Source organism: Paenibacillus wenxiniae (assembly GCF_039822605.1).
Lineage (GTDB): Bacteria > Bacillota > Bacilli > Paenibacillales > Paenibacillaceae > Saccharibacillus > Saccharibacillus wenxiniae.
In genome coordinates this window covers 1-20,197 of sequence record NZ_JBCGUH010000003.1, presented here as the reverse complement: position 1 = coordinate 20,197, position 20,197 = coordinate 1, and the positions used below count along the sequence as shown (strand labels likewise).

The following is a 20,197-nucleotide window of genomic DNA, read 5'->3' as shown; positions in this document are numbered from 1 at the left end:
TATATGCATACGAAATACTTACAGGCAGTTATGAAAGGTATAGCTATTGAAGTAGGATACACAGGCCATCAAATGCGATTTCATTTAGAGATCAGTTAAGATTATCTTGTTATCGCCGCTCCTACGCCTTTGCTACCTACTTACACGACTACGTGTTGTTCTGCTAAATTCAACGTACCTCGTGTGTCTTTCCTAACGGCATCGGTACATTGTATTTCTTCATCCCCACATCACAAAACCAACCTACAACGGCCGCGGCGTATAATCCAAATCCCGAAACAACTGCTCCCGTTCCTTCTCCGTCAAATCCCGCCATTTCCCAATCGGCAGATTACCGAGCTGAATATTCATAATTCGCGTACGGCGCAGCCCATGCACCTCATAGCCAAGCGCCGAACACATCCGGCGAATCTGGCGGTTCAATCCTTGCGTCAGGATAATCTTAAATACATATTTCGACTGCTGCGTTACTTTACAAGGCAGCGTCACCGTATCCAGAATCTCCACACCGGATGCCATCTTTTGCAAAAAAGCATGGGTGATCGGGCGATCGACCGTAACGATATATTCCTTCTCATGCTTGTTCTCCGCACGCAAAATCTCGTTGACGATATCGCCATCATTGGTAAGCAGAATCAGCCCATCCGAGTCCTTGTCCAGACGACCAATATGGAAAATCCGTAGTGGATGATTAACAAAATCGACGATATTGCCTTTAATATGTCGCTCGGTCGTACTCGTAATGCCGACCGGCTTGTTGAGCGCGATATACACATGCTCTTTTTTCTGCTCGGCACCGATCTTTTGGCCTTTGTACCGCACATCGTCTCCCGGCTGCACCTGACTGCCCAGCTCAGCGACAACGCCGTTGATCGTTACTTTGCCTTCATTAATCCATTTATCTGCACCGCGACGGGAAGTCGCTCCCGACTCGCTAATATATTTATTGATTCGCACAGTTGACACACCTTTCTGTTGTTCCACAATGGCTTGTATCGTTGCTGCCACATACCGCACAGCTTGATGGTGGAGTCTGATTCACTTCAGTCTATGTCTAGGATACCCTTTTTGGTGGTTTTTTGAAAGGTGGAGTCCTGTGCAATGATAAGGATGGGTTGCAAAAAAATATCTGTAATCCCAGCCAATAAGGGAGGGAACAATCGTTATTTTTGAAAAGGCTAGCCAACCTGGCTACACCATCCACCACACAGACTGATATAATAAAAGGACGAATATCGCTATTGTTCGTCCACGACGGATTGGAATGGATGCTATTCAAAATAGCACTTAGAATTATATCTAAAACGATATTTAAAAACATACGTAAACATGTACTTACAGATTTACTTAAAACCGCACTTAAAACCGCACAAAAAAGACCTCATACAAGAGGTCTAATTCTCAAGCTAGGTTTCTGCCGAAAATGTGTATACTACCTATCATTTCAACTTCTCAGGATTAGTAATCTTAATCGATGCGACCTCGCCACAGTCTTCACATACGGTGTAGATTTTCTCAGAGCCGATCGCCAATTTTTTATCGAGTGGACGAAGGTTTATGTAATCGGTTGCCTGAATAAACGAACTGCCTTCACAAGCTTTGCATATCATCCTATTCACCCCTATTATTTACATTTAATAATATAACAAAATCTGTAATATTAAAAATAGTGAGAATACATCGCTAACCCATCGTACATATGGAAAGGAGACTGCCTCGTGAATACGATCTCATCGTCGCTAATAATTAGTTGTATTGGCTTGCTGGCGCTGTTTGTGCTTGCGCTGGTCATCCTGCCACGCTTGCAGCGGCGCGAGAATCGGGAGCATCATATGGAACGAGTGGTGCAGGATGGCTATGCGGCGCATGGTTATATTTTGGACGTGATCCCAACCGGACAGTATCACTCCGGTCAGCCGGAATTGCGATTACGTTTGCGTATCGAGTCAAGAACTCGTTTGCCGGTAGAACTGACAGCGACCGTGACCGTGTATTCCATTCATCGCAGTCGTTTTCAGGAAGGAATTCGCGTTCCTGTGCGTGTATTGGAAACGCGTAAAGGATTGCAGGTTGCAGTGAAAGGGTCAGTTCATTATCCTTGAAACGAACCAACGAACCAACGAACCAACGAACCAACGAACCAACGAACCAACGAACCAACGAACCAACGAACCAACGAACCAACGAACCAACGAACCAACGAACCAACGAACCAGCGAACTGGCGAACCAACGAACCAGCGAACTGGCGAACCAACGAACTGGCGAACTAGCGAATAAATAAACGAGTAAACTCAGGCAGATAGGCAATTGTATTTTCAAATTTCGATGTATGCTTGTCTGCGTCCAGTCTGGTTGACTATACAATATGGTTTAGAGGTGGATGTAGAAGAGACGCCACATATGGCGTTGGCTATGAGTCGCTCATTCTCTATCCATCGAAAAATCGAAGTCATACATCATAGTCTCGAAGCCATACATCGAAGCCATACTACATACAAAGAACTCCCGTGCGTGACGAGAGTTCTTTGTTCTGTATACAGATAGCCTATTACTATCCATCACGATTCGTTACAATTCCTCCATTGCTTTTGTATTATCAGAGCATTGATTAAGAAGCTCCATCTGCTTCAATTGTAGCTAAAGAAGTCGTAGTCGGCACAGTGGATAGGTCAGAAGGGGTTGCCTGTGGGTTGTGAATTAGGAATGTATACTGGCTACCTTTCTGATCTTCCCAGACGATATAATCATACGTTCCTTTTTCGCTGGATATTTGCAAATATAGCTTTGCTGGCGCCATTGGACTTTCATACAGCTGATCCCCACTATATTCTTTTGGTGTACCGTATCGTTTTAATGCGGCCATGCCTTGCTTACGTAGCTCATCGATGGAAGTTTTTGTATCCAACTTTTGGATATCTACATAATATTCAGGGAATGAGGTCAGCTGTAAGCGGTTTTTCTGCTTATCCAACGTATATCCATCAAATACATAGAGCGAATAGCCGTTGCCCTGCTGAAGCTTGGTAGTGTGTTTAACCAGTTTCCCTTTGTCCATTAGCTCAAATGTTTGTGTAGCTGGACGCGTGCTGGTAGTAGCATTCGTCGCTTCTGTCGTGCTATTAGCGCCAGATGTTGCGCTAGCGTTGTTCGTCGCAGGTTGTTCGCCTGTGGTTGCTTCTGAACCCGTTGTGCCCGTAGCTTCAGTTGGATCAGTCGCTGTTGCTTCGTTTCCAGTGCCTGTTGGTGCAGGGGTAGATTGCTCGGTTGCAGGTGTAGTGGTTTGTCCAGCTGTACCTGTCGCGGCTTCGTTACTGCATGCACCAAGCCATAATACAGCTGCAACAGCTGTACCGAGTGTTGTGATTTTGTAGGTTGATTTCATGTTGAACACTCCTCTGTATTGGAATTGTCAATATGCGACTTATACGTATAGACGGACAGAAGCGCAGAATCGTTACACCTTTTTAAGAAAAAATTGGAAAATAATATAAAAAAGCTCCATATTCCGAAGTTATCCGCTTCTGCTGGATAGCTTTGGAATATGGAGTAAGGCACAACACATCCTATGGGGGAGGATGGGGGTGAAGCGGTATTGCGCTTGATCGCTAAGGCTGTAGTTACCGTTTACGGTAGGGAACACGTGAGCGGAACGATAACCTGTAGCATCAAGGTCGAGCGGTACTTCTATGCTAAAGCAGAGCCGATCCGATGCAGGGAAGCATCGATAGACTCTGTAGCATACGGATAGGAATAGAGGGAGGAGACTGTGGATTTAATAGTAAATGTGCATGAGTGTAAGCAAGCTTACCTTGCAGCTCGTATAGTTTAGTTTGTTACCCGAAACTATACTGGAACTCTACGGTAGCTACAGTATGTTGTAGCTACACTCGAACTTGTTCACATCCAGTCTAACTTTATTATTGTTGCTGGTTATGGTGTGGGAACAGCTAGCATGTGCTTATGATATGTTCCAACGCGCTCGCAGTTCCACTCAAGTTTGGCACAGACGGTGGGGAGTATGCTCAATATATATTCCAGCGCGTTCCATTCCTGTTTGAAGATGCCGGGTTCATCCGCTAGAGTAGATTCCATATTAGGCAGCATCCCACCTCTGTAACACTGCGGTTCACACCTAGTTATTGAACTACATGAACTACAACGCTGCCGGTATAACTCGGACAACCTGTCCAGCTACACATTTATCTCGATGTCAGCTGCGTCTGTCTGGCAAACAGCAATGAGGTTACATACTTGCGCGCATCAGCGGTCAGAATCTGCAACTGCGTGCGCTCCATATTAGGACTAGCTGGCGTAAAATGCAGCAACGCACCATCCAGATTTTCCTCAATGGCTGCGATGATATAGCCCTGGGCAAGGATCTCATCGATCTGTTGCTTTTCCCGTTCGTATTCAGCAAATGCAGACATCAGGACATCCCTCCACTGGATACTTTTTCGGTGACAGGTGGATGATCCAGCGTCGTCGATGTTTCAAAACGCTGGCGATGCAAGTATTGTCCGCTGCCAGGCACACCGACAAACTGTTTATTTTTAATGACAAATTCGCCTCGAACTAACACGGAAACCGGCTCGCCGGTCACTTCCATCCCTTCAAAAGCGCTATAATCGACCCGCATATGATGTGTGCTGGCAGACAGCGTGCGTTTCACGTTGGGATCGAAAATAACGATATCCGCATCACTGCCAATCGACAGCGTGCCTTTCTGCGGAAACATCCCGAACAACTTGGCGCTAGTCGTCGAGATCATCGACACAAATTGCTGGAGTGAGATACGACCTTTCGCCACGCCTTCCGAATATAAAAGGCTAAACCGATCCTCGATCGTCGGACCGCCATTCGGAATTTTGGAAAAGTCACCGCGTCCGAGTTCTTTTTGACCGTTGAAATCGAATGAGCATTGATCCGAGCCAATCGTTTGCAAGCTGCCGCTCCACAGGCAATTCCATAGCACATCCTGATTCCATCGTTCACGCAATGGAGGAGACCATACATATTTGGCACCTTCAAAGTCTGGTTTTTCCAGATCGGATTGATCCAGTACGAGGTATTGCGGACAGGTTTCGCCATAGATCCGCAGTCCTTTTTTTCGACCTTCAGCAATTTTTAGCGCAGCATCGGCACAGGTAACATGCACGACATATAGCTGTGAATCAGCCAGCTCGGTCAAATAGATAGCACGTCCGGTTGCTTCGCCTTCCAGCTCTGGGGGGCGAGTGAGAGCATGATAGATCGGATCGGTCTGTCCGGCAGCTAGCGCTTGCTCGATCAAGTATTCGATCACATCGCCATTTTCGGCATGCACCATCACGAGTGCGCCTTCACGGCGAGCGGTTTGTAATGTTTTGAATAGCGTGCCATCGTCAGCCTGGAACGTATTTTTGTAGGCCATAAATACTTTGAATGACGTAATGCCTTCATTTTCCATAATGAGCGGTAGTTCTGTTAGCACTTCATCATTAATTTCCGAAATCATCAGATGGAAACTGTAATCGATCACCGCCTTATCATGCGACTTGGCGTGCCATGTGTCCACCGCACTTTGCAGAGAAGCTCCTTTATTCGTCAGGCAAAAATCGATAATCGTCGTCGTGCCACCAAATGCAGCCGCGATCGTGCCGGATTCAAAATCATCCCTTGTTACTGTTCCGCCAAACGGCATATCCAGATGTGTATGCGGATCAATGCCACCGGGGAATACATAGCACCCGGCAGCATCGACAATTTCGGCATCAGGCACATCCAACTGTACGGCGATACTCGTAATCATGCCATTTTCGATCAACATATCCCCTGCATACGTTTCAGATGCGGTCACGATGGTGCCGTTTTTAATCAATTTCTTCATTACATCACCTCCACATTGTACGCATCGTTGAGCGAAGCAATGGCACGCTGACGTTCATTCCATGTCATGGGTGGTAGGTCGTTCTCAATCGCGACCATATCGATGGCGCCATCAACTGGACAGACGATCGAGCATAGATTACAGCCTACACAATCTTCTTCACGTACTTGCAGCACGCTTTTGCCATCCGCATTCGTCAGCATATCAATACATTGATGGGATGCATCTTCACAGGCGATATGGCATTTATTGCAGTTAATGCAGTTGTCTTCATTAATGCGAGCGACGACCTGATAATTCAGATTCAGATCGCCCCAGTTCGAATATTTCTGTACAGAACGTCCGATCAGTTCTTCGACCGACGCCAGCCCTTTTTCATCCAAATAATTGCTTAATCCATCGATCATATCTTCAACGATGCGGAAGCCATGATGCATAACGGCTGTGCATACTTGTACGCCGGTCGCACCCATCAGCATAAATTCGACCACATCCTGCCACGTAGAGATACCGCCAATGCCGGAAATGGGTACGCCGATATCGGCATGACGTGCACATTCAGCAACCATATTAAGCGCAATCGGCTTTACCGCTGGGCCGCAATAACCGCCATGCGCCCCCTGTCCGCCCACATGCGGAATCGTATTCCAGGTATGAATATCGACGCCAGCCAGACTATTGATCGTATTGATCATGCTAATTGCATCCGCGCCGCCGCGAACAGCATGACGAGCGACAACGGTAATGTCGGTAATATTAGGTGTTAGTTTGACGATGACTGGTGTCGTGGCAACTTCTTTCGCCCAGTGTGTCTGCGCTTCAACCAAATCAGGTTGCTGACCGGATGCCGCACCCATACCGCGTTCCGCCATCCCGTGTGGGCAGCCGAAGTTCAGCTCCAATCCGTCTACACCGACATCCTCGACACGTTTGACGATCTCATGCCATTTTTCCTGCTTCGGTTCTACCATGAGGGAGGCGATAATGGCATGGTTCGGAAAACGTTTCTTCGTTTCGTAAATTTCCTTGAGGTTCACATCTAATGGACGGTCCGTAATTAGCTCGATATTGTTGAAGCCGGCAACACGTTGCCCATTAAAACTAACCGCCGCAAAACGAGACGATGTATTAATGATCGGATCACCCAGCGTTTTCCACACTGCTCCACCCCAGCCTGCTTCAAAAGCACGTTGTACTTGATAGCCGGTATTCGTCGGTGGTGCTGATGCCAGCCAGAACGGGTTAGGCGAGCGAATCCCTGCAAGATTAATGCTTAAATCTGCCATAGTTGATGACCTCCAGTCATAGGTGAACTTGTTTATACTCCTCGTGGCGTGTGATTTAAAAATCGGGATGAGGCGGATACTAGTGATGCGATTTCTCATGGTGCCATGACCATGTTAAAATTTAATTCTGTGTTCGCACCGCTATCATTTAGGATTGAAAGTGAGTTTAACTTTAAAATTCGCTTCCAATTCTGGTCTACCGATCTACCAGCACACGATCAAAGATCATATTTAACGTGGTCTAGCTGCTCGCTTGATTACAGCTTACCGTGGCTTATTCCGCACTCTATACAGCAGAACCCATCACCTCTGAAGTGTGTGGCAATAACTCACGAATGATCGCATGCGCGGCCAGCTTCCCTTGTTGAGCGGCAGACACGACCATCGCTTCTCCACGCCCTGCACCAAAAATAATATCGCCGGCTGCATACACTTTAGGATGAGATGTACGATACGTTCGTTCATCGACCTCCACAACACCCCATGTATGGCTAAGCCCAAAATGTTCAATCAGTCCATGTTGACGTTCCTGACCGATGGCGAGTACAACGGCATCAACAGGGAGCAAGAACTCGGAACCTACCACAGGTGTCGGAATCAGTCGACCGTCTTTGCCCGTTTCACCGGTCAGCGTCATATCTACACATTCCAGATGAGTAACTTTACCGCTTTCGTCGCCGACGATGCGTTTGGGTAAGGTGAGCCAACGGAACTCTACCCCTTCCTGTTTGGCAAATTCATATTCAAAATCATATGCCGTCATTTCTTCGCGTGTACGGCGATAGATCATTTTTACATTGGCGGCACCGAGTCGAACTGAGCAGGTAGCGGCATCAATCGCCGTATTGCCTGCACCGATCACAGCCACCTTTTGACCGATCATATGGACGGAAGGCATACCTGTTTTCGTTTGTTCGACTAGCTTGATCGCATCATATACCCCTTGCAGTTGCTCACCTTCGATGCCGATCGGTGGTACATAGCCCATTCCGGCTGCCAGTACGATGGCATCATATTGCGCTAACAGCTCATCGGCTGTAATGTCGGTGCCTACACGTACACCCGTTTTGATCTCAACGCCTAGCTTTTGCACCTGCTCCACTTCCCACAGTGAGATCGATTGGGGAAGCCGGAACGATACGATACCATATGTATCCAGACCACCTGCTTGTTCTCGTGCCTCATAGATGGTGACGCTCATGCCCTGACGTGCCAGCTCGCGCGCAGCAGACAGACCGGCTGGTCCACCGCCAATAACAGCGACCTTGTACCCGTTATCGACACCACGCTTAAACAGTGTGGCATCGCTCGCGATTGCCCAATCGGTTGCATAGCGTTGCAGCATACCAATCTGGATCGGAGCCGATGCATCGTTAAGCACGCATGCGCCTTCACACAATTCCTCGGTTGGACAGACGCGAGCACAACTGGCGCCGACTGGATTGGAGTCCATAATCGTCGTGGCAGCACCGCGCAAATTATCGGTCGCAATACGTTTAATAAAGGAGGGGATGTTAATGCTCGTCGGACAGGCTTTAATACAAGGCGCATCATAACAATACAGACAGCGATTCGATTCTTCGATCGCTCCTTTCGATGTGAGTCCTGGCGCTGCTTCGGCAAAATTATGCATGAACATATCCGGCGAAAATGCGGTGATTGCAGAATGCTTCATAGGTCAGCCTCCTTTTAAAATATCCGATATAAAAATGAATAGGACGTGTATCGGTCCATCGTATGCGTGATATGGACGGATAGGGTAGTGAATCATATTGATATCGTTCGGAGTAATAAAATAGCGATCTTCATTCAAATGTAATGTTAGCTACGCGTCCATATTCTTTTTTTGGAAACGATAAAATAATAGTTTTAATAAAATAATTCACTATAATTATCGAAATTGTGTAACTAAAGTTAACAAAATTAAATATAATAATTCATTATCAAACAAATTTCATTCTTTATAAGTTATATATACTAACATTAGTTATACAAACTATAGTGAATTGGAGGTTTTATTACATTAGACAGTCTGTCTAATTTCAAAAGTTTAATTTTTACGGCATCGATGGCAGGAGGACGACAGATTACCATTCAACCAGGTGGGGGGAGAACGAATGAATGGACAACGTATGTTTACGATCAGCGATGCACTGACACGGCCGCTTTTTGCAGAAGTTCAAGTCGTTGGAGGAAAAGAGGGGTTACAACGCACGATCCGGTGGGTGCATGTGCTCGAAAGCGCCAGTATTGACAGTCTGATTCATGGGGAAGAGATGATTTTGACGACAGGTCTCGGTTTTCATACCGATCTGGAATCAGCGTTATCCTTTATGCATGATCTGGCGCAAAAGCGTGCGGCTTGCCTCTGCATTGAGCTGGGTCAATACTTCGACCATATTCCGCAGGAGATGATGGAGCTGGCGGATGAGCATCAGTTTCCATTACTCGTATTTACAAAGACGGTCCGCTTTGTAGATATTACGCTGGATCTGCATTCGCTGCTTATTAATCGGCATCATCGACTGCTGCAAGAATTGGAAAGTATTTCGCGTGAATTTAATCGGTTGACACTCAGTTCGCAAGGAACGAGTAAGGTGTTACAGCTATTGCATCGCAGTACAGGGAACCAGCTGCTCTATGTGCAAATGGGCGGTAAGCCTGTCTTTTATCCGCCGCTTGCTCCAGATAAGCAGCGTGTATTGCTAGAACAGTTTGCGGCGTTTGAAGCGCAGAAAGACGGAGTGGGGCTGGACACTGCGCCTTGTTTTCATGAGCTGGGCAATGAGACGTTAGTATTAAAACCGGTAGGTGCGCTTGATCAGACGTGGGCGTATATGATGATGGTCTGTCCGCACCGTCCGCAGGAGTATGATTGTCTGCTGCTTGACTCGGCGGCATTATCGATTGCACAAGAGCTATTGCGCACACGATATATGGAAGAGCGCCGTCTCTTTTCCGAAAATCTGTGGGTGGAGGAATTGATCAACGGACGTCTGGAAGAAGAGCATCGTCTGAAAAGCCTGATCGGTCCGGATTTTGGCGCGATGAACGATTTGCCGTATCGGGTCTGCCTGATCGAGATCGAGAATCCGCAGGATGTGCGCTGGAGTAGCTCGGAGTACGAATGGGAATCGATCACTTTCCATCTGTCCATCGTATTGCGCTCCATCTTCGAGCAGTGTTTATTTCATCCGCTCATCACACTGAAAAATAATCGCTTAGCCGTTATCGCATTGGACAAACAGGCACGAATGCCAGCCAAGCCCCGTCTGGAGCAGGCGCTGCATGCATTACGCCATATTCGTTCCGACGATAAGCTGAAGGATTTACAGCTAATCATCGGCGTGAGCAAAGCGAACAAACAATTGAAAAACGCCTCCACCAGCTATCAAGAAGCGGTACAGGCGTTATCCGTCTATTCATGTTCTGGCAGTCGAGTGCTCTTTTATGAAGAGCTAGGCGTGTATCAATTATTGCTGAGTTTAAACGATGGCCGCCGCTTGCAAACTTTTGTCCGCAACTATCTCGGCCCACTCATTGATCACGATGAATCCAAAGGCAGCGAGCTACTGCTCACCTTACGCGTCTATCTCGATCACGACGGCTCCAAACAAATCGCCGCCCAGAAACTATTCATCGTCCGCCAATCCCTATACTACCGACTGGACAAAATTACCGAACTACTGGGCGAAGACTTCATGTCACCCGAAAACCGCATCTCCGTTCAGGTTGCACTACGCGCGTACCAGCTACTCTACCCGGAAAAGATGAGCTTGCCCCATGTGCAATCTTCCTTGTAGAGGTGCACAATGATAGGATGATGAGCACATGTAGAAGTGTATATAACGCTAACTGAATGTAGCAGTGCATGTGTTAAATGTAGTCATATCTGCTGGAGCAGAGATTTGTTGCGATAAGCACAGAACGGAGGGAAGGAAATAAGGGGTAAGGACGATTTTGGAGGGGCGGGAATCTTCATTTTACCTCATTCAAAAGATTCCCGCGGCTCCACCTGAGTCCGTCCCCTTATTCCTTCCCGGAGTGGTGTCTCTATTACAGACAAATCAGTGCTCCTCCATCACCCTTAAAAAAGTAGCGATCAAAAACTCCATATCCTCATCCGTGCACACGAGCGGCGGAGCAAACGTCAGCACATTATTGAAGCCTGCAACGGTATCGCCATTTTTACCAATAATCAGTCCATGCTGCTTACAGCCTGCGATAATACTTTTTACAATATCGAGCGAAGCCGGTTGCCGGGTCGTTTTGTCTGCTACCAGCTCCACGCCTGCCAGCAGACCAAAACTGCGAATATCGCCTACGAGCGGATGTTCTGCCAGTGGTTGTAGCGCATCGCGAAGTCGCTGGCCGAGCACACGCGCCCGGTCGATCAACTGCTCATCTTCCATAATTTGCAGATTGCGCAGGGCGAGCGCACAGGCTGACGGATTACCGCCAAATGTATTCACATGCCGAAAATGTGCATATTCATCTTCCGGGTCTTTAAATGCTTCGTAAATGTCTTTGCGTACTGCTGTAGCCGATAATGGTAAATAGCCACTCGTCAATCCTTTGGCCATCGTAACGATATCCGGCTGGATGCCGAAGTTATGATGGCCGAACTTTTGCCCAGAACGCCCGAAGCCGCAAATGACCTCATCGATAATGAGCAGTACCCCATGCCGCTTACAAATCTCCTGTACACGATCCAGGTATATTTGTTCGGGCACGATAATACCACCGCCTGTAATGACCGGCTCCATAATGACCGCGCCAACCGTCTCAGCACCTTCCCAGATAATCGTATCTTCAATAGCCTGTGCACATTGCACATTGAATTCCTCTACCGATTGTCCGGCAGGACGACGATAACTGTCCGGCGGCGCGACATGCAGAAATCCGCCTGTGAGCGGTTCGTATTTATATTTGCGCTGCGCCTGGCCAGTTGCCGATAACGCGCCCAGTGAACTGCCATGATAACCACGATAGCGTGAAATGAATTTATGACGATAATGCTGTCCGGTTTGCTGATGATACTGCCGTACCATTTTAAAAGCAGCTTCATTCGCTTCGGAGCCACTATTGGAGAAGAAGATCACATAGTCATCGCCCAGCCACGTATTGAGCTTTTCGGCAAGCTGGATCGCAGGCAGATGACTCTGGGTTAATGGAAAATAAGGCAGTTTCATCATCTGCTCATAAGCGGCTTCCGCCAGCTCTTTGCGTCCATAGCCGACGTTGACGCACCATAGTCCGGACATGCCGTCCATATAACGTTTTCCATTCATATCAGTAATCCAGGCACCCTGTCCGGATTCCACAATCATCGGCGGAGCGGCTTCGCTATAGGGCGTAATATTGTGCCATAGGTACTGTCGATCCTTTTGCAGAGCGGCTTCATTATCGGTTGCTGACTTGAGCATCATGAATTCCTCCTGAGCATTCGGGGACGGTCTCTTATCATCGATACCGTCCACCGAAGTATAGTGTAATGGTATGAACAGTTTGACTACGCTAGCGTATCGTAACAGTACGGCTTATCGATCGGCTTACTTGGACTGTGTTGCCATATCCATAATTTCATTCGTATATGCTTTTTGTGTATCGGAAGCTTGCTTGATCACACCGAATTGAAGTGCGATATCTGCGGTCTGTTTGAACATCGTGCCATCAGTGTAGCCCATTTTGGCTTTGTCGAAGCCTTCGGGTAGAATCAACTTGGCGACTTCCTGCATCATTTTGAGCTGATGCTCCTTAGTCGTACTACCGGATTCCGCCTGCTTCATAACGATATCGACCGCACCTTCAGGATCATTGATCGCATCCTGCCAGCCTTTTAATGAAGCACGAACGAATTTGGCGGCGGTTTCCTTGTTATTCGCCAGCCATTCACTGTTGGCGAATAGATTATCCTCCAGCATGGCGACGCCTTCCTTATTCATATCGATCACATTCATATCGTCAGCTTTCACACCGGATTCAATCGCCACCTGATATTCGTTATAGGTCATCGCTGAAGCGGCATCCAGCTCACCATTCAAAAACTGATCCATCGTAAAGCCCTGCTTGGTAAAGCTCAGGTCTTTATTCGGATCAAGCTTGTATTTATCGAATAACGCCAGCACCTCAAATTCATTACCGCCCATCCAGTTTCCTACCTTTTTCCCTTTCAGATCGGCAGGGGATTGGATATGAGCTGATTTTTTGGAGATGAGTACCAATCCACTCTTTTGGAAAATTTGAGCGATCTGCACGAGTGGCATTTCCTGCTCCTGACTGGTGAGCAGACTGGCTACCCAGTCCACACCGATATCTGCCGAACCGCCAGCGACCTGCTGTTCAGGCACAATATCCGGACCACCTGGCAAAATCTCCACATTCAATCCTTCATCTTTGTAGTAGCCTTTATCCAGAGCGACATAATAGCCAGCAAATTGAGCCTGTGGTACCCATTTAAGTTGTAGCTTAACGGTTACGGGTTCTGTAGAAGCTTCTGCACTACCCGTTTGTCCGGCGGCACTCGTATTCTCGTTGGAACTACTGCCACAGCCTGCAACGATAACAGCTAGTGATAATACAACCGCCAGTAACATACTCATCCTTCTGTTCCAACGCTTTGTTTTCATTGGTTCATGCCCCCTGTATATTCGAATCTAGCTTATAATGCTACTGCCGCATAGGATGGATATTCCAACCAGCTGCGGTAGTACGGCTATACTATTACAGGTGTTAAATATTGACTCCATTTGCTTCATTCATTGTCTCAACCAGCGCGTATTCATCGGTTATTCGGTTAAACGACATTCCACAATTCAATGTACTACATGCTATCTATTTCATTGCGCTCTGAATACTTCAATAGATAGTGCCCTGCATTTGACGCACTGTATGGCGCTTCCACATACATAGGATACAGATGCTTGTTACTGTATTGTCGGCACTATATTTTCTGCTGATGCATTTATGCCGAATGTACATATAGCTTTAGCCGTTATACCGTCAGATGCGCTGTGATGAATGCCAGCGAATGAATACCTTTTCCAATCGTTCTACAATCAGGTAAAAAATCACTCCGGCAATAGCAGCCAGTACGATACACGACCAGCCGAGCGGCATTTTGGCAACTTTAATGGAGTTGGAGAGCAAATAACCAAGCCCCTGGGAGGAGAAAAAGAACTCCCCGACAATGGCGCCGATCATGCTTGCTGTAGCATTGATTTTTAGCGCGGTGAACACATGTGGTAAGCTGTTCTGAATGCGCAAATAGCGAAAGGTATCGATTCGACTCGCAGCATACGAATGCATCAGATCAAGTGCGAGCGGATGAACCGATGTCATGCCTTTATAAGCATTGATTGCCATCGCAGCCATCGTCGTGACAGTGACGATCGCTACTCTGGAGCCGATCCCGTCACCAAACCATAAGTTCATGACCGGAGCGAGTGCAACGATCGGTACAGCATTCATCGTAGCGACTACAATTAGACTGGCGCCACCCCAGCGTGGCCATGCCGTAGCGATTAACGCGATCACAAAGCCAAGCGCTGATCCGCATAACATGCCGAGCACGGCTTCGGTAAGCGTGTAGCCGGTATAGGATAGCAGCATGCTCCAGTTGTCCAGCATAGCGTTTGCGATAGCGGAAGGAAGAGGGAGTTGATATTTTTTCAGATCAAGTATGTGGTGGAACACTTCGAGCTGCCATAATAACAGGAACAGTACACCAGCTAACAGTGGTAACCAGATGCTGGAACTATTCACAAGCATACGCAGGAAGGGCGAATGCCGTGGATCAGAGCGAGCTTGTGAAGCAGACTGGCTGGATGATCGATAGGCAGAAGGTAAAGCAGGCGGATCGGGAGGAGCAGAATGATTACTGGCCTCGGTGGCGGATGGAGCGTTTGGATATCGATTTTCCATTAACGTTCACCTCCACGTGTACGGAACTCGGGTTGCCACGGCGAGGCGAGGCGCTCGATCAGACTGATCACCCAGTAACTCAAAATTCCAAGCAATGCCCCAACGATAACGGTTGACCAGAACATATATACATGTGAAGGGCCGTAATACAGATTACGCAGCATGATTACACCGATCCCGTGCTGTGCCCCCATCAGTTCCACCAGAATCGCTCCGGTAACGGCGAGTGGTGCAGCGATTTTTAAGCCGCTGAACAAGCTTGGCAAAGCTGCCGGCAAACGAAGTTTCCAGTACACCGACCACGGCTTGGCAGCATAGGAATACATCAATTCCAGTGCGGATGGCTCAACACTACGCAAACCGCGCAACATATTCAGTGCAACCGGAAAAAAGGTAATATATCCTGATATGATAATCCGCGATATGTATTCATCACGCACGATGCCATAGATGATCGGTGCCAATCCTAGAATCGGAATCATTTGCGAAGCAATGGCATAGGGAAAGGTTAGTCGTTCGATCCAGCGTGAGACACTCATCAGTATGGCGAGCAATACGCCAGCCGCCGCGCCGATTATGAATCCGATAGCTGCATTGCCAAAAGTCGCACTGCCTTCTTTTAGTAAAGTTCCGCTATACTGCACACTGGTAGTCACAATCGCATGCACATAAGGAAGCTTGGATTGCGCCAGCGGCACTCCGGCTAGATTCAGCAGCGCCCATGATCCCGCCTCCCATAACACCAAAATCACCGCGACCCATACTAGCACCGGCACCAATCGATGCCGCATGAACAATGTTCCTGCTCTCATGTCATAACTCACACCCCTTCAAAGCTGTCTCGAATCCGTGCGATCAACTCGAAAAATAAAGGGCTGTTACGCATTTCCGGCGTGCGCGGTCGTGGCAGCGGAATATCTACCACAGCAGACAATCGCCCTGGATGAGGAGAGAGGACAAACACCCGATCCGACAAAAAGATCGACTCTGGAATACTATGGGTAACAAACACAATCGTATTTTGTACTTTGCTCCAGATCGATAGCAGTTCCTCATTCAAGCGCTCACGTGAAAATTCATCCAATGCCGAAAAAGGTTCGTCCATCAGCAAAATTTCCGGTTCCATCGCCAGCGCACGTGCAATCGCAGCACGTTGCTGCATCCCGCCGCTTAACTGCCACGGATACTTATCCGCGAACCGTTGTAGACCGACCAGTTCCAGCAGTGCCATCGCGCGTTCCTCGCGTTCCTTTTTTGGTACGTTCATCATTTCAAGCGGAAGCGCCACATTATGTCGGACTTTGCGCCAGTCATAGAGCACCGGACTTTGGAACACGATGCCATACTTGCGTGCAAGTCTTGCTGCACGCGCACTTTCGCCTGCAACCGTTATAGAGCCTGTTGTCGGTTCGAGCAGGTCTGCCATGAGACGCAATAATGTCGTTTTGCCACAGCCAGACGGACCAAGTAAGGATACAAATTCACCTTTAGCAATATCCATGCTCACCTGATGCAAGGCGAGCACTTCAGTATTTCCAGTCGGATAACGCATCTCTACATCCTTTAATTGAATTTCTGGCATGGCCGTCCCGGTAGGCGGTACAGGCATCGTAGACATCCATAATCCCCTCCTGTATCGAAATCTGATTTTGAAGAAATATGACCCGAAGTTTCTACGTTTGCGATAGATAACTAAAGCAGGTGTAATAAAAGTGGAATATTATGTGAAAGGTAATCGAACATAGAGTTAAACCAAAATATATATTTTTGATAATATATTGCGTATGTTCAATCTAATTTCACTTCATCATGTCCAGATTATGTTCTGATGACTAACATCATACTTATAGCTTGATCCCTATGCATTAGACAAAAAGTAATATAGCTCTCATGAAATTGAGTCAGTTTGTCTATTTTGTTCTCGCCTTATACTGATAAAATAGCTATTCGATAGCGTTTACAACAGCACATCTCCAAAATGAGGGTAGTTTGTAAAAGTATTACCGAACAATAAAAGATAGCAACAATATAAACATTCGTATTTTGCGATTGACAAACAAATAAGCAGTGTCCTAAAATGTAACAGGTAAGTCATAGTAATATGGCAAAAACAACATGAACACGGATAAGCTTTACAATTTCGACAGTTATAATGTTTTCGTATAATCCTGTGAATAGGCACAGGAGTCTCTACGTGATCACCGGAATGATCTCTCTACGGAATTCAGAATATGACTTGTTGCTCCTGGGATCGATGCAGAGGTAGTGGATGGAACATTTATTTACTACATACATGATCGCAAACGGGAGTGCAGGTGCAATCTGACCTAGAGACCCCGATGAGTAACCGTACACATCGGGGTCTTTGTCGTTTTCTTATCCATATTCAAAAACGGGAGGGTATGTATTCATTATGGAGCGTTTCTTTAAGCTACGGGAACACGGCACGAATGTAAAAACAGAGATGATCGCAGGTTTGACCACATTCATCACGATGGCGTACATTTTGTTCGTCAACAATCTGTTTTTAGGACCGGACGGTGCAGGTATCCCTGCACATGGCGTATTTTTTGCTACCGCAGTAGGTGCAGGTCTGGTTACAATTTTGATGGGGTTATTTGCGAATATTCCAGTTGCACTTGCTCCGGGAATGGGCTTGAATGCTTACTTTATGACGGTCGTACTCGGTTCAAACGGTATGATTTCCTGGCAGGCGGCACTGGGTGCAGTATTTCTGTCCGGTATTATTTTCATTATCCTGACCATTACCAAAGTTCGTCAGCTATTGCTTGTAGCCGTTCCTCATTCGCTCAAAATGGCGATTACCGTCGGTATCGGTCTGTTCGTAACGATCATCGGTTTAAAGCTGGGTAACGTCATTTCCGTATCGGCGACGATAAAAGGTGTAACCGATGTAAGCCAACTGGCTGGTCCGGTAACGGTAAGTGGCGGTAACTTCCAACTGGCGCTGAGCGATTTTGTTCATAATAAAGATACATTGCTATCTCTCATCGGTCTGTTCCTGATCGGTGTGCTCATGGTTATGCGTATCCGCGGTGCATTGTTGATCGGGATCATCCTGTTAACCCTGCTCGGTATCCCAATGGGTCTGACCGATGTGAGCAGCCTGTCTCATGCACAATGGTTGCCTTCGTTTAATGATCTGGCAGTCGGTCAACTGGATATTAAAGGTGCCATTGGTCTCGGTTTGTTTGAAATTGTATTTATCTTTACCTTTGTCGAGTTGTTTGATACGTTCGGTACACTGGTCGGGACGGCAGAACGTGCCGGTCTGTTCAAAAACCGTAAAGAAGGCGAGAAAAAAGTTAGCAAAGCGATGCTCGTTGATGCTGTCGGTGTAAGTGCAGGTGCGGTACTTGGTACAAGTACAATTACTTCATATGTAGAAAGTACATCCGGTGTGGCGGCAGGTGGACGTACAGGTCTGACGGCTGTAACTACGGGCGTACTGTTTATTCTGGCGCTGTTTATCGCTCCACTGGCATTGATGGTTCCTTCGGCAGCAACAGCTCCAGCACTCGTGATCGTAGGTGTACTGATGATGAGTCAGGTGCGTAACATCGTATGGGATGACTTTATGCAAGCATTCCCAGCCTTCCTGACGATTATCTTCATGCCATTCACAAACGGAATCGCAAACGGTATTTCCGCAGGGATTCTGTCCTACGTCATTTTAGGTTTCTTTGCTAACACATTCACAGGCTATAAAGTGAAAGTTCACTGGCTGATGTGGATTCTGGCAATTATCGTAGTGGCGCGTTACGTATTCCTCGGCTCGGAGTGATCAGCTGTATGTACATTGAGTGTATGTACATTAAGTGTATGTACATGTAGGATGGAATGCATTTCTTCTTAAATGTAGTTGTGATTGCTATGAATAAGTGAGCTTAGCGATTATCGAAACATATAGAATCGAATCATATAGAAGTGATCAAAAAACGGTCATTTGCAGCATGAAAGTATGCTCGCAATTGGCCGTTTTTTTTAATGTTATTTTCGCCTATATACGTTTGGGTAATTGATTTGTGTATAGAAGTAAATGTTTTTCATTCTCTATATACGTACATATACTATTATATTCAAATGCTCTTATGTTGAAGTGAAAGGTAAGAATAGTAGAAGGGTAAGCACAGTAATTTAGAATAAACAGTAAACAGTAAAATGAGAATAAATAGTAAACAGAAGAACTCGATCATTGGTTGATAATATGTTTGGTTGATAGTATGTAATGATAAGGTTCTTCTGTACAATGTTTTATAGGAAAGACCAACAAGCATTCTTTTATAATCCGTCCATTCAAGACACGAGTTGCGACAATAAGGCACCGCGTAAGTTAAATGTTCTAAAGAAAAGCGATCTCGCGATTAACCAACCTCTATTTAAGATACAATTCTTATATCAGGTATACATGAATCTATATGTATATATGACATAAATACGAAGTAGTAAGGAAGATAGATGCTCTTTATTAAGTTATTTAAAGCGGGTACTGGTACTACTACGATCTTCGCTAAAACAATTTGATGGATGAACTAAAGGTATCTGTATCCCTATTAAGTTCCAGTAAAGCATCTATATTCATTACGCTGGAATGCTGGAATACTGGAATGCTGGAATAATAGTAGAGAAGCCTGTTTAACACTATGGTTTAATACTAGATAGTAAAGAAGGATTTTATAGACGAAATAAAAAAATAATAAAAAGGGGTTGCTTTCTTATTTCGATCTATGGTATATTCTAATTCCGGTCGACAAACAAACAAGTTTGCAGGCTGAACAAAATAATCTTTCTTCTCTTGTTAGCTACATAGTAGCCAACACATTCTGCTTCAAATTCACGTCAAACGGAGCTTGAAAACAACTTCAAAAAAAGTTGTTGACAGATAGTTGAAGAGATGATAAGATATAAGAGTTGCTGCGAGAGACACTGAGCGGCAACGAAAGAGTTTGATCTTTGAAAACTGAACAACGAGTGAGTGAAGAACTTAGTTCTTCAAATTATAGAGAACAGCAATGTTCTCGCCAGCAAGAAATGAGCACGTCAAACACTTTATTGGAGAGTTTGATCCTGGCTCAGGACGAACGCTGGCGGCGTGCCTA

At 46.4% G+C, this 20,197-nt stretch carries 15 protein-coding genes and 1 riboswitch; of the genes, 3 read left to right on the top strand and 12 right to left on the bottom strand.

Translation table 11 applies throughout. The annotated features are described in order from the left end of the window. Positions 1 to 243: 243 nt before the first annotated feature. Together rluF and AAHF22_RS06270 are read right to left on the bottom strand one after the other, a co-directional pair. Positions 244 to 957: a 23S rRNA pseudouridine(2604) synthase RluF gene (gene rluF, locus AAHF22_RS06275; protein ID WP_347324137.1), complete on the bottom strand. Its 714-nt coding sequence runs from the start codon at positions 955 to 957 to the stop codon at positions 244 to 246. Positions 958 to 1,439: 482 nt separating this feature from the next. Continuing rightward, complete coding sequence (locus AAHF22_RS06270) at positions 1,440 to 1,610, bottom strand: hypothetical protein (protein ID WP_188775655.1); 171 nt, start codon at positions 1,608 to 1,610, stop codon at positions 1,440 to 1,442. Between the two features lie 108 nt (positions 1,611 to 1,718). Here AAHF22_RS06270 and AAHF22_RS06265 point away from each other — a divergent pair, with 108 nt between their 5' ends. Continuing rightward, positions 1,719 to 2,102, top strand: a complete 384-nt coding sequence (locus AAHF22_RS06265) for a hypothetical protein (RefSeq protein ID WP_347324136.1) — start codon at positions 1,719 to 1,721, stop codon at positions 2,100 to 2,102. Positions 2,103 to 2,610: 508 nt separating this feature from the next. On the opposite strand, the gene AAHF22_RS06260 is transcribed toward AAHF22_RS06265, so the two are convergent. The 5 genes from AAHF22_RS06260 to AAHF22_RS06240 all read right to left on the bottom strand — a co-directional run bounded on the left by AAHF22_RS06260 (position 2,611) and on the right by AAHF22_RS06240 (position 8,829). Continuing rightward, positions 2,611 to 3,384, bottom strand: a complete 774-nt coding sequence (locus tag AAHF22_RS06260) for a DUF8580 domain-containing lipoprotein (protein WP_347324135.1) — start codon at positions 3,382 to 3,384, stop codon at positions 2,611 to 2,613. An 817-nt stretch (positions 3,385 to 4,201) separates the two neighbouring features. Then, positions 4,202 to 4,429, bottom strand: coding sequence for a hypothetical protein (locus AAHF22_RS06255; RefSeq protein WP_347324134.1), 228 nt, complete (start codon positions 4,427 to 4,429; stop codon positions 4,202 to 4,204). After that, complete coding sequence (hydA, locus tag AAHF22_RS06250) at positions 4,429 to 5,868, bottom strand: dihydropyrimidinase (protein ID WP_347324133.1); 1,440 nt, start codon at positions 5,866 to 5,868, stop codon at positions 4,429 to 4,431. Before hydA ends, AAHF22_RS06255 begins: the two co-directional genes overlap by 1 nt. Next, the gene (gene preA / locus AAHF22_RS06245; protein WP_347324132.1) at positions 5,868 to 7,154 is read right to left on the bottom strand and encodes an NAD-dependent dihydropyrimidine dehydrogenase subunit PreA; all 1,287 of its coding nucleotides are present in this window, start codon (positions 7,152 to 7,154) and stop codon (positions 5,868 to 5,870) included. Before preA ends, hydA begins: the two co-directional genes overlap by 1 nt. 286 nt (positions 7,155 to 7,440) lie before the next feature. Further along, the gene (locus AAHF22_RS06240; protein WP_371834028.1) at positions 7,441 to 8,829 is read right to left on the bottom strand and encodes an NAD(P)-dependent oxidoreductase; all 1,389 of its coding nucleotides are present in this window, start codon (positions 8,827 to 8,829) and stop codon (positions 7,441 to 7,443) included. Between the two features lie 442 nt (positions 8,830 to 9,271). Between AAHF22_RS06240 and AAHF22_RS06235 the strand changes: the two genes are divergently transcribed. Continuing rightward, positions 9,272 to 10,957, top strand: coding sequence for a PucR family transcriptional regulator (locus AAHF22_RS06235; RefSeq protein WP_347324131.1), 1,686 nt, complete (start codon positions 9,272 to 9,274; stop codon positions 10,955 to 10,957). Between the two features lie 264 nt (positions 10,958 to 11,221). Here the strand turns inward: AAHF22_RS06235 and AAHF22_RS06230 are convergent, their stop codons facing one another. The 5 genes from AAHF22_RS06230 to AAHF22_RS06210 form a co-directional block, all read right to left on the bottom strand. Then, positions 11,222 to 12,580, bottom strand: coding sequence for an aspartate aminotransferase family protein (locus tag AAHF22_RS06230; protein ID WP_347324130.1), 1,359 nt, complete (start codon positions 12,578 to 12,580; stop codon positions 11,222 to 11,224). 126 nt (positions 12,581 to 12,706) lie between these two features. After that, complete coding sequence (locus tag AAHF22_RS06225) at positions 12,707 to 13,783, bottom strand: ABC transporter substrate-binding protein (protein WP_347324129.1); 1,077 nt, start codon at positions 13,781 to 13,783, stop codon at positions 12,707 to 12,709. 373 nt (positions 13,784 to 14,156) lie between these two features. Next, positions 14,157 to 15,077, bottom strand: a complete 921-nt coding sequence (locus tag AAHF22_RS06220; RefSeq protein WP_347324128.1) for an ABC transporter permease — start codon at positions 15,075 to 15,077, stop codon at positions 14,157 to 14,159. Continuing rightward, positions 15,077 to 15,889, bottom strand: a complete 813-nt coding sequence (locus tag AAHF22_RS06215) for an ABC transporter permease (RefSeq protein WP_347324127.1) — start codon at positions 15,887 to 15,889, stop codon at positions 15,077 to 15,079. The genes AAHF22_RS06220 and AAHF22_RS06215 overlap by 1 nt, the downstream gene beginning before the upstream one ends. Positions 15,890 to 15,897: 8 nt before the next feature. Beyond that, positions 15,898 to 16,686 carry an ABC transporter ATP-binding protein gene (locus AAHF22_RS06210; protein ID WP_347324638.1) on the bottom strand — a complete coding sequence of 263 codons (789 nt, stop codon included), beginning with the start codon at positions 16,684 to 16,686 and terminating at the stop codon, positions 15,898 to 15,900. A gap of 529 nt (positions 16,687 to 17,215) precedes the next feature. Continuing rightward, positions 17,216 to 17,315, top strand: a riboswitch (purine riboswitch). A 175-nt stretch (positions 17,316 to 17,490) separates the two neighbouring features. Here AAHF22_RS06210 and AAHF22_RS06205 point away from each other — a divergent pair. Beyond that, the gene (locus AAHF22_RS06205; RefSeq protein ID WP_347324126.1) at positions 17,491 to 18,882 is read left to right on the top strand and encodes an NCS2 family permease; all 1,392 of its coding nucleotides are present in this window, start codon (positions 17,491 to 17,493) and stop codon (positions 18,880 to 18,882) included. Positions 18,883 to 20,197 lie beyond the last annotated feature (1,315 nt).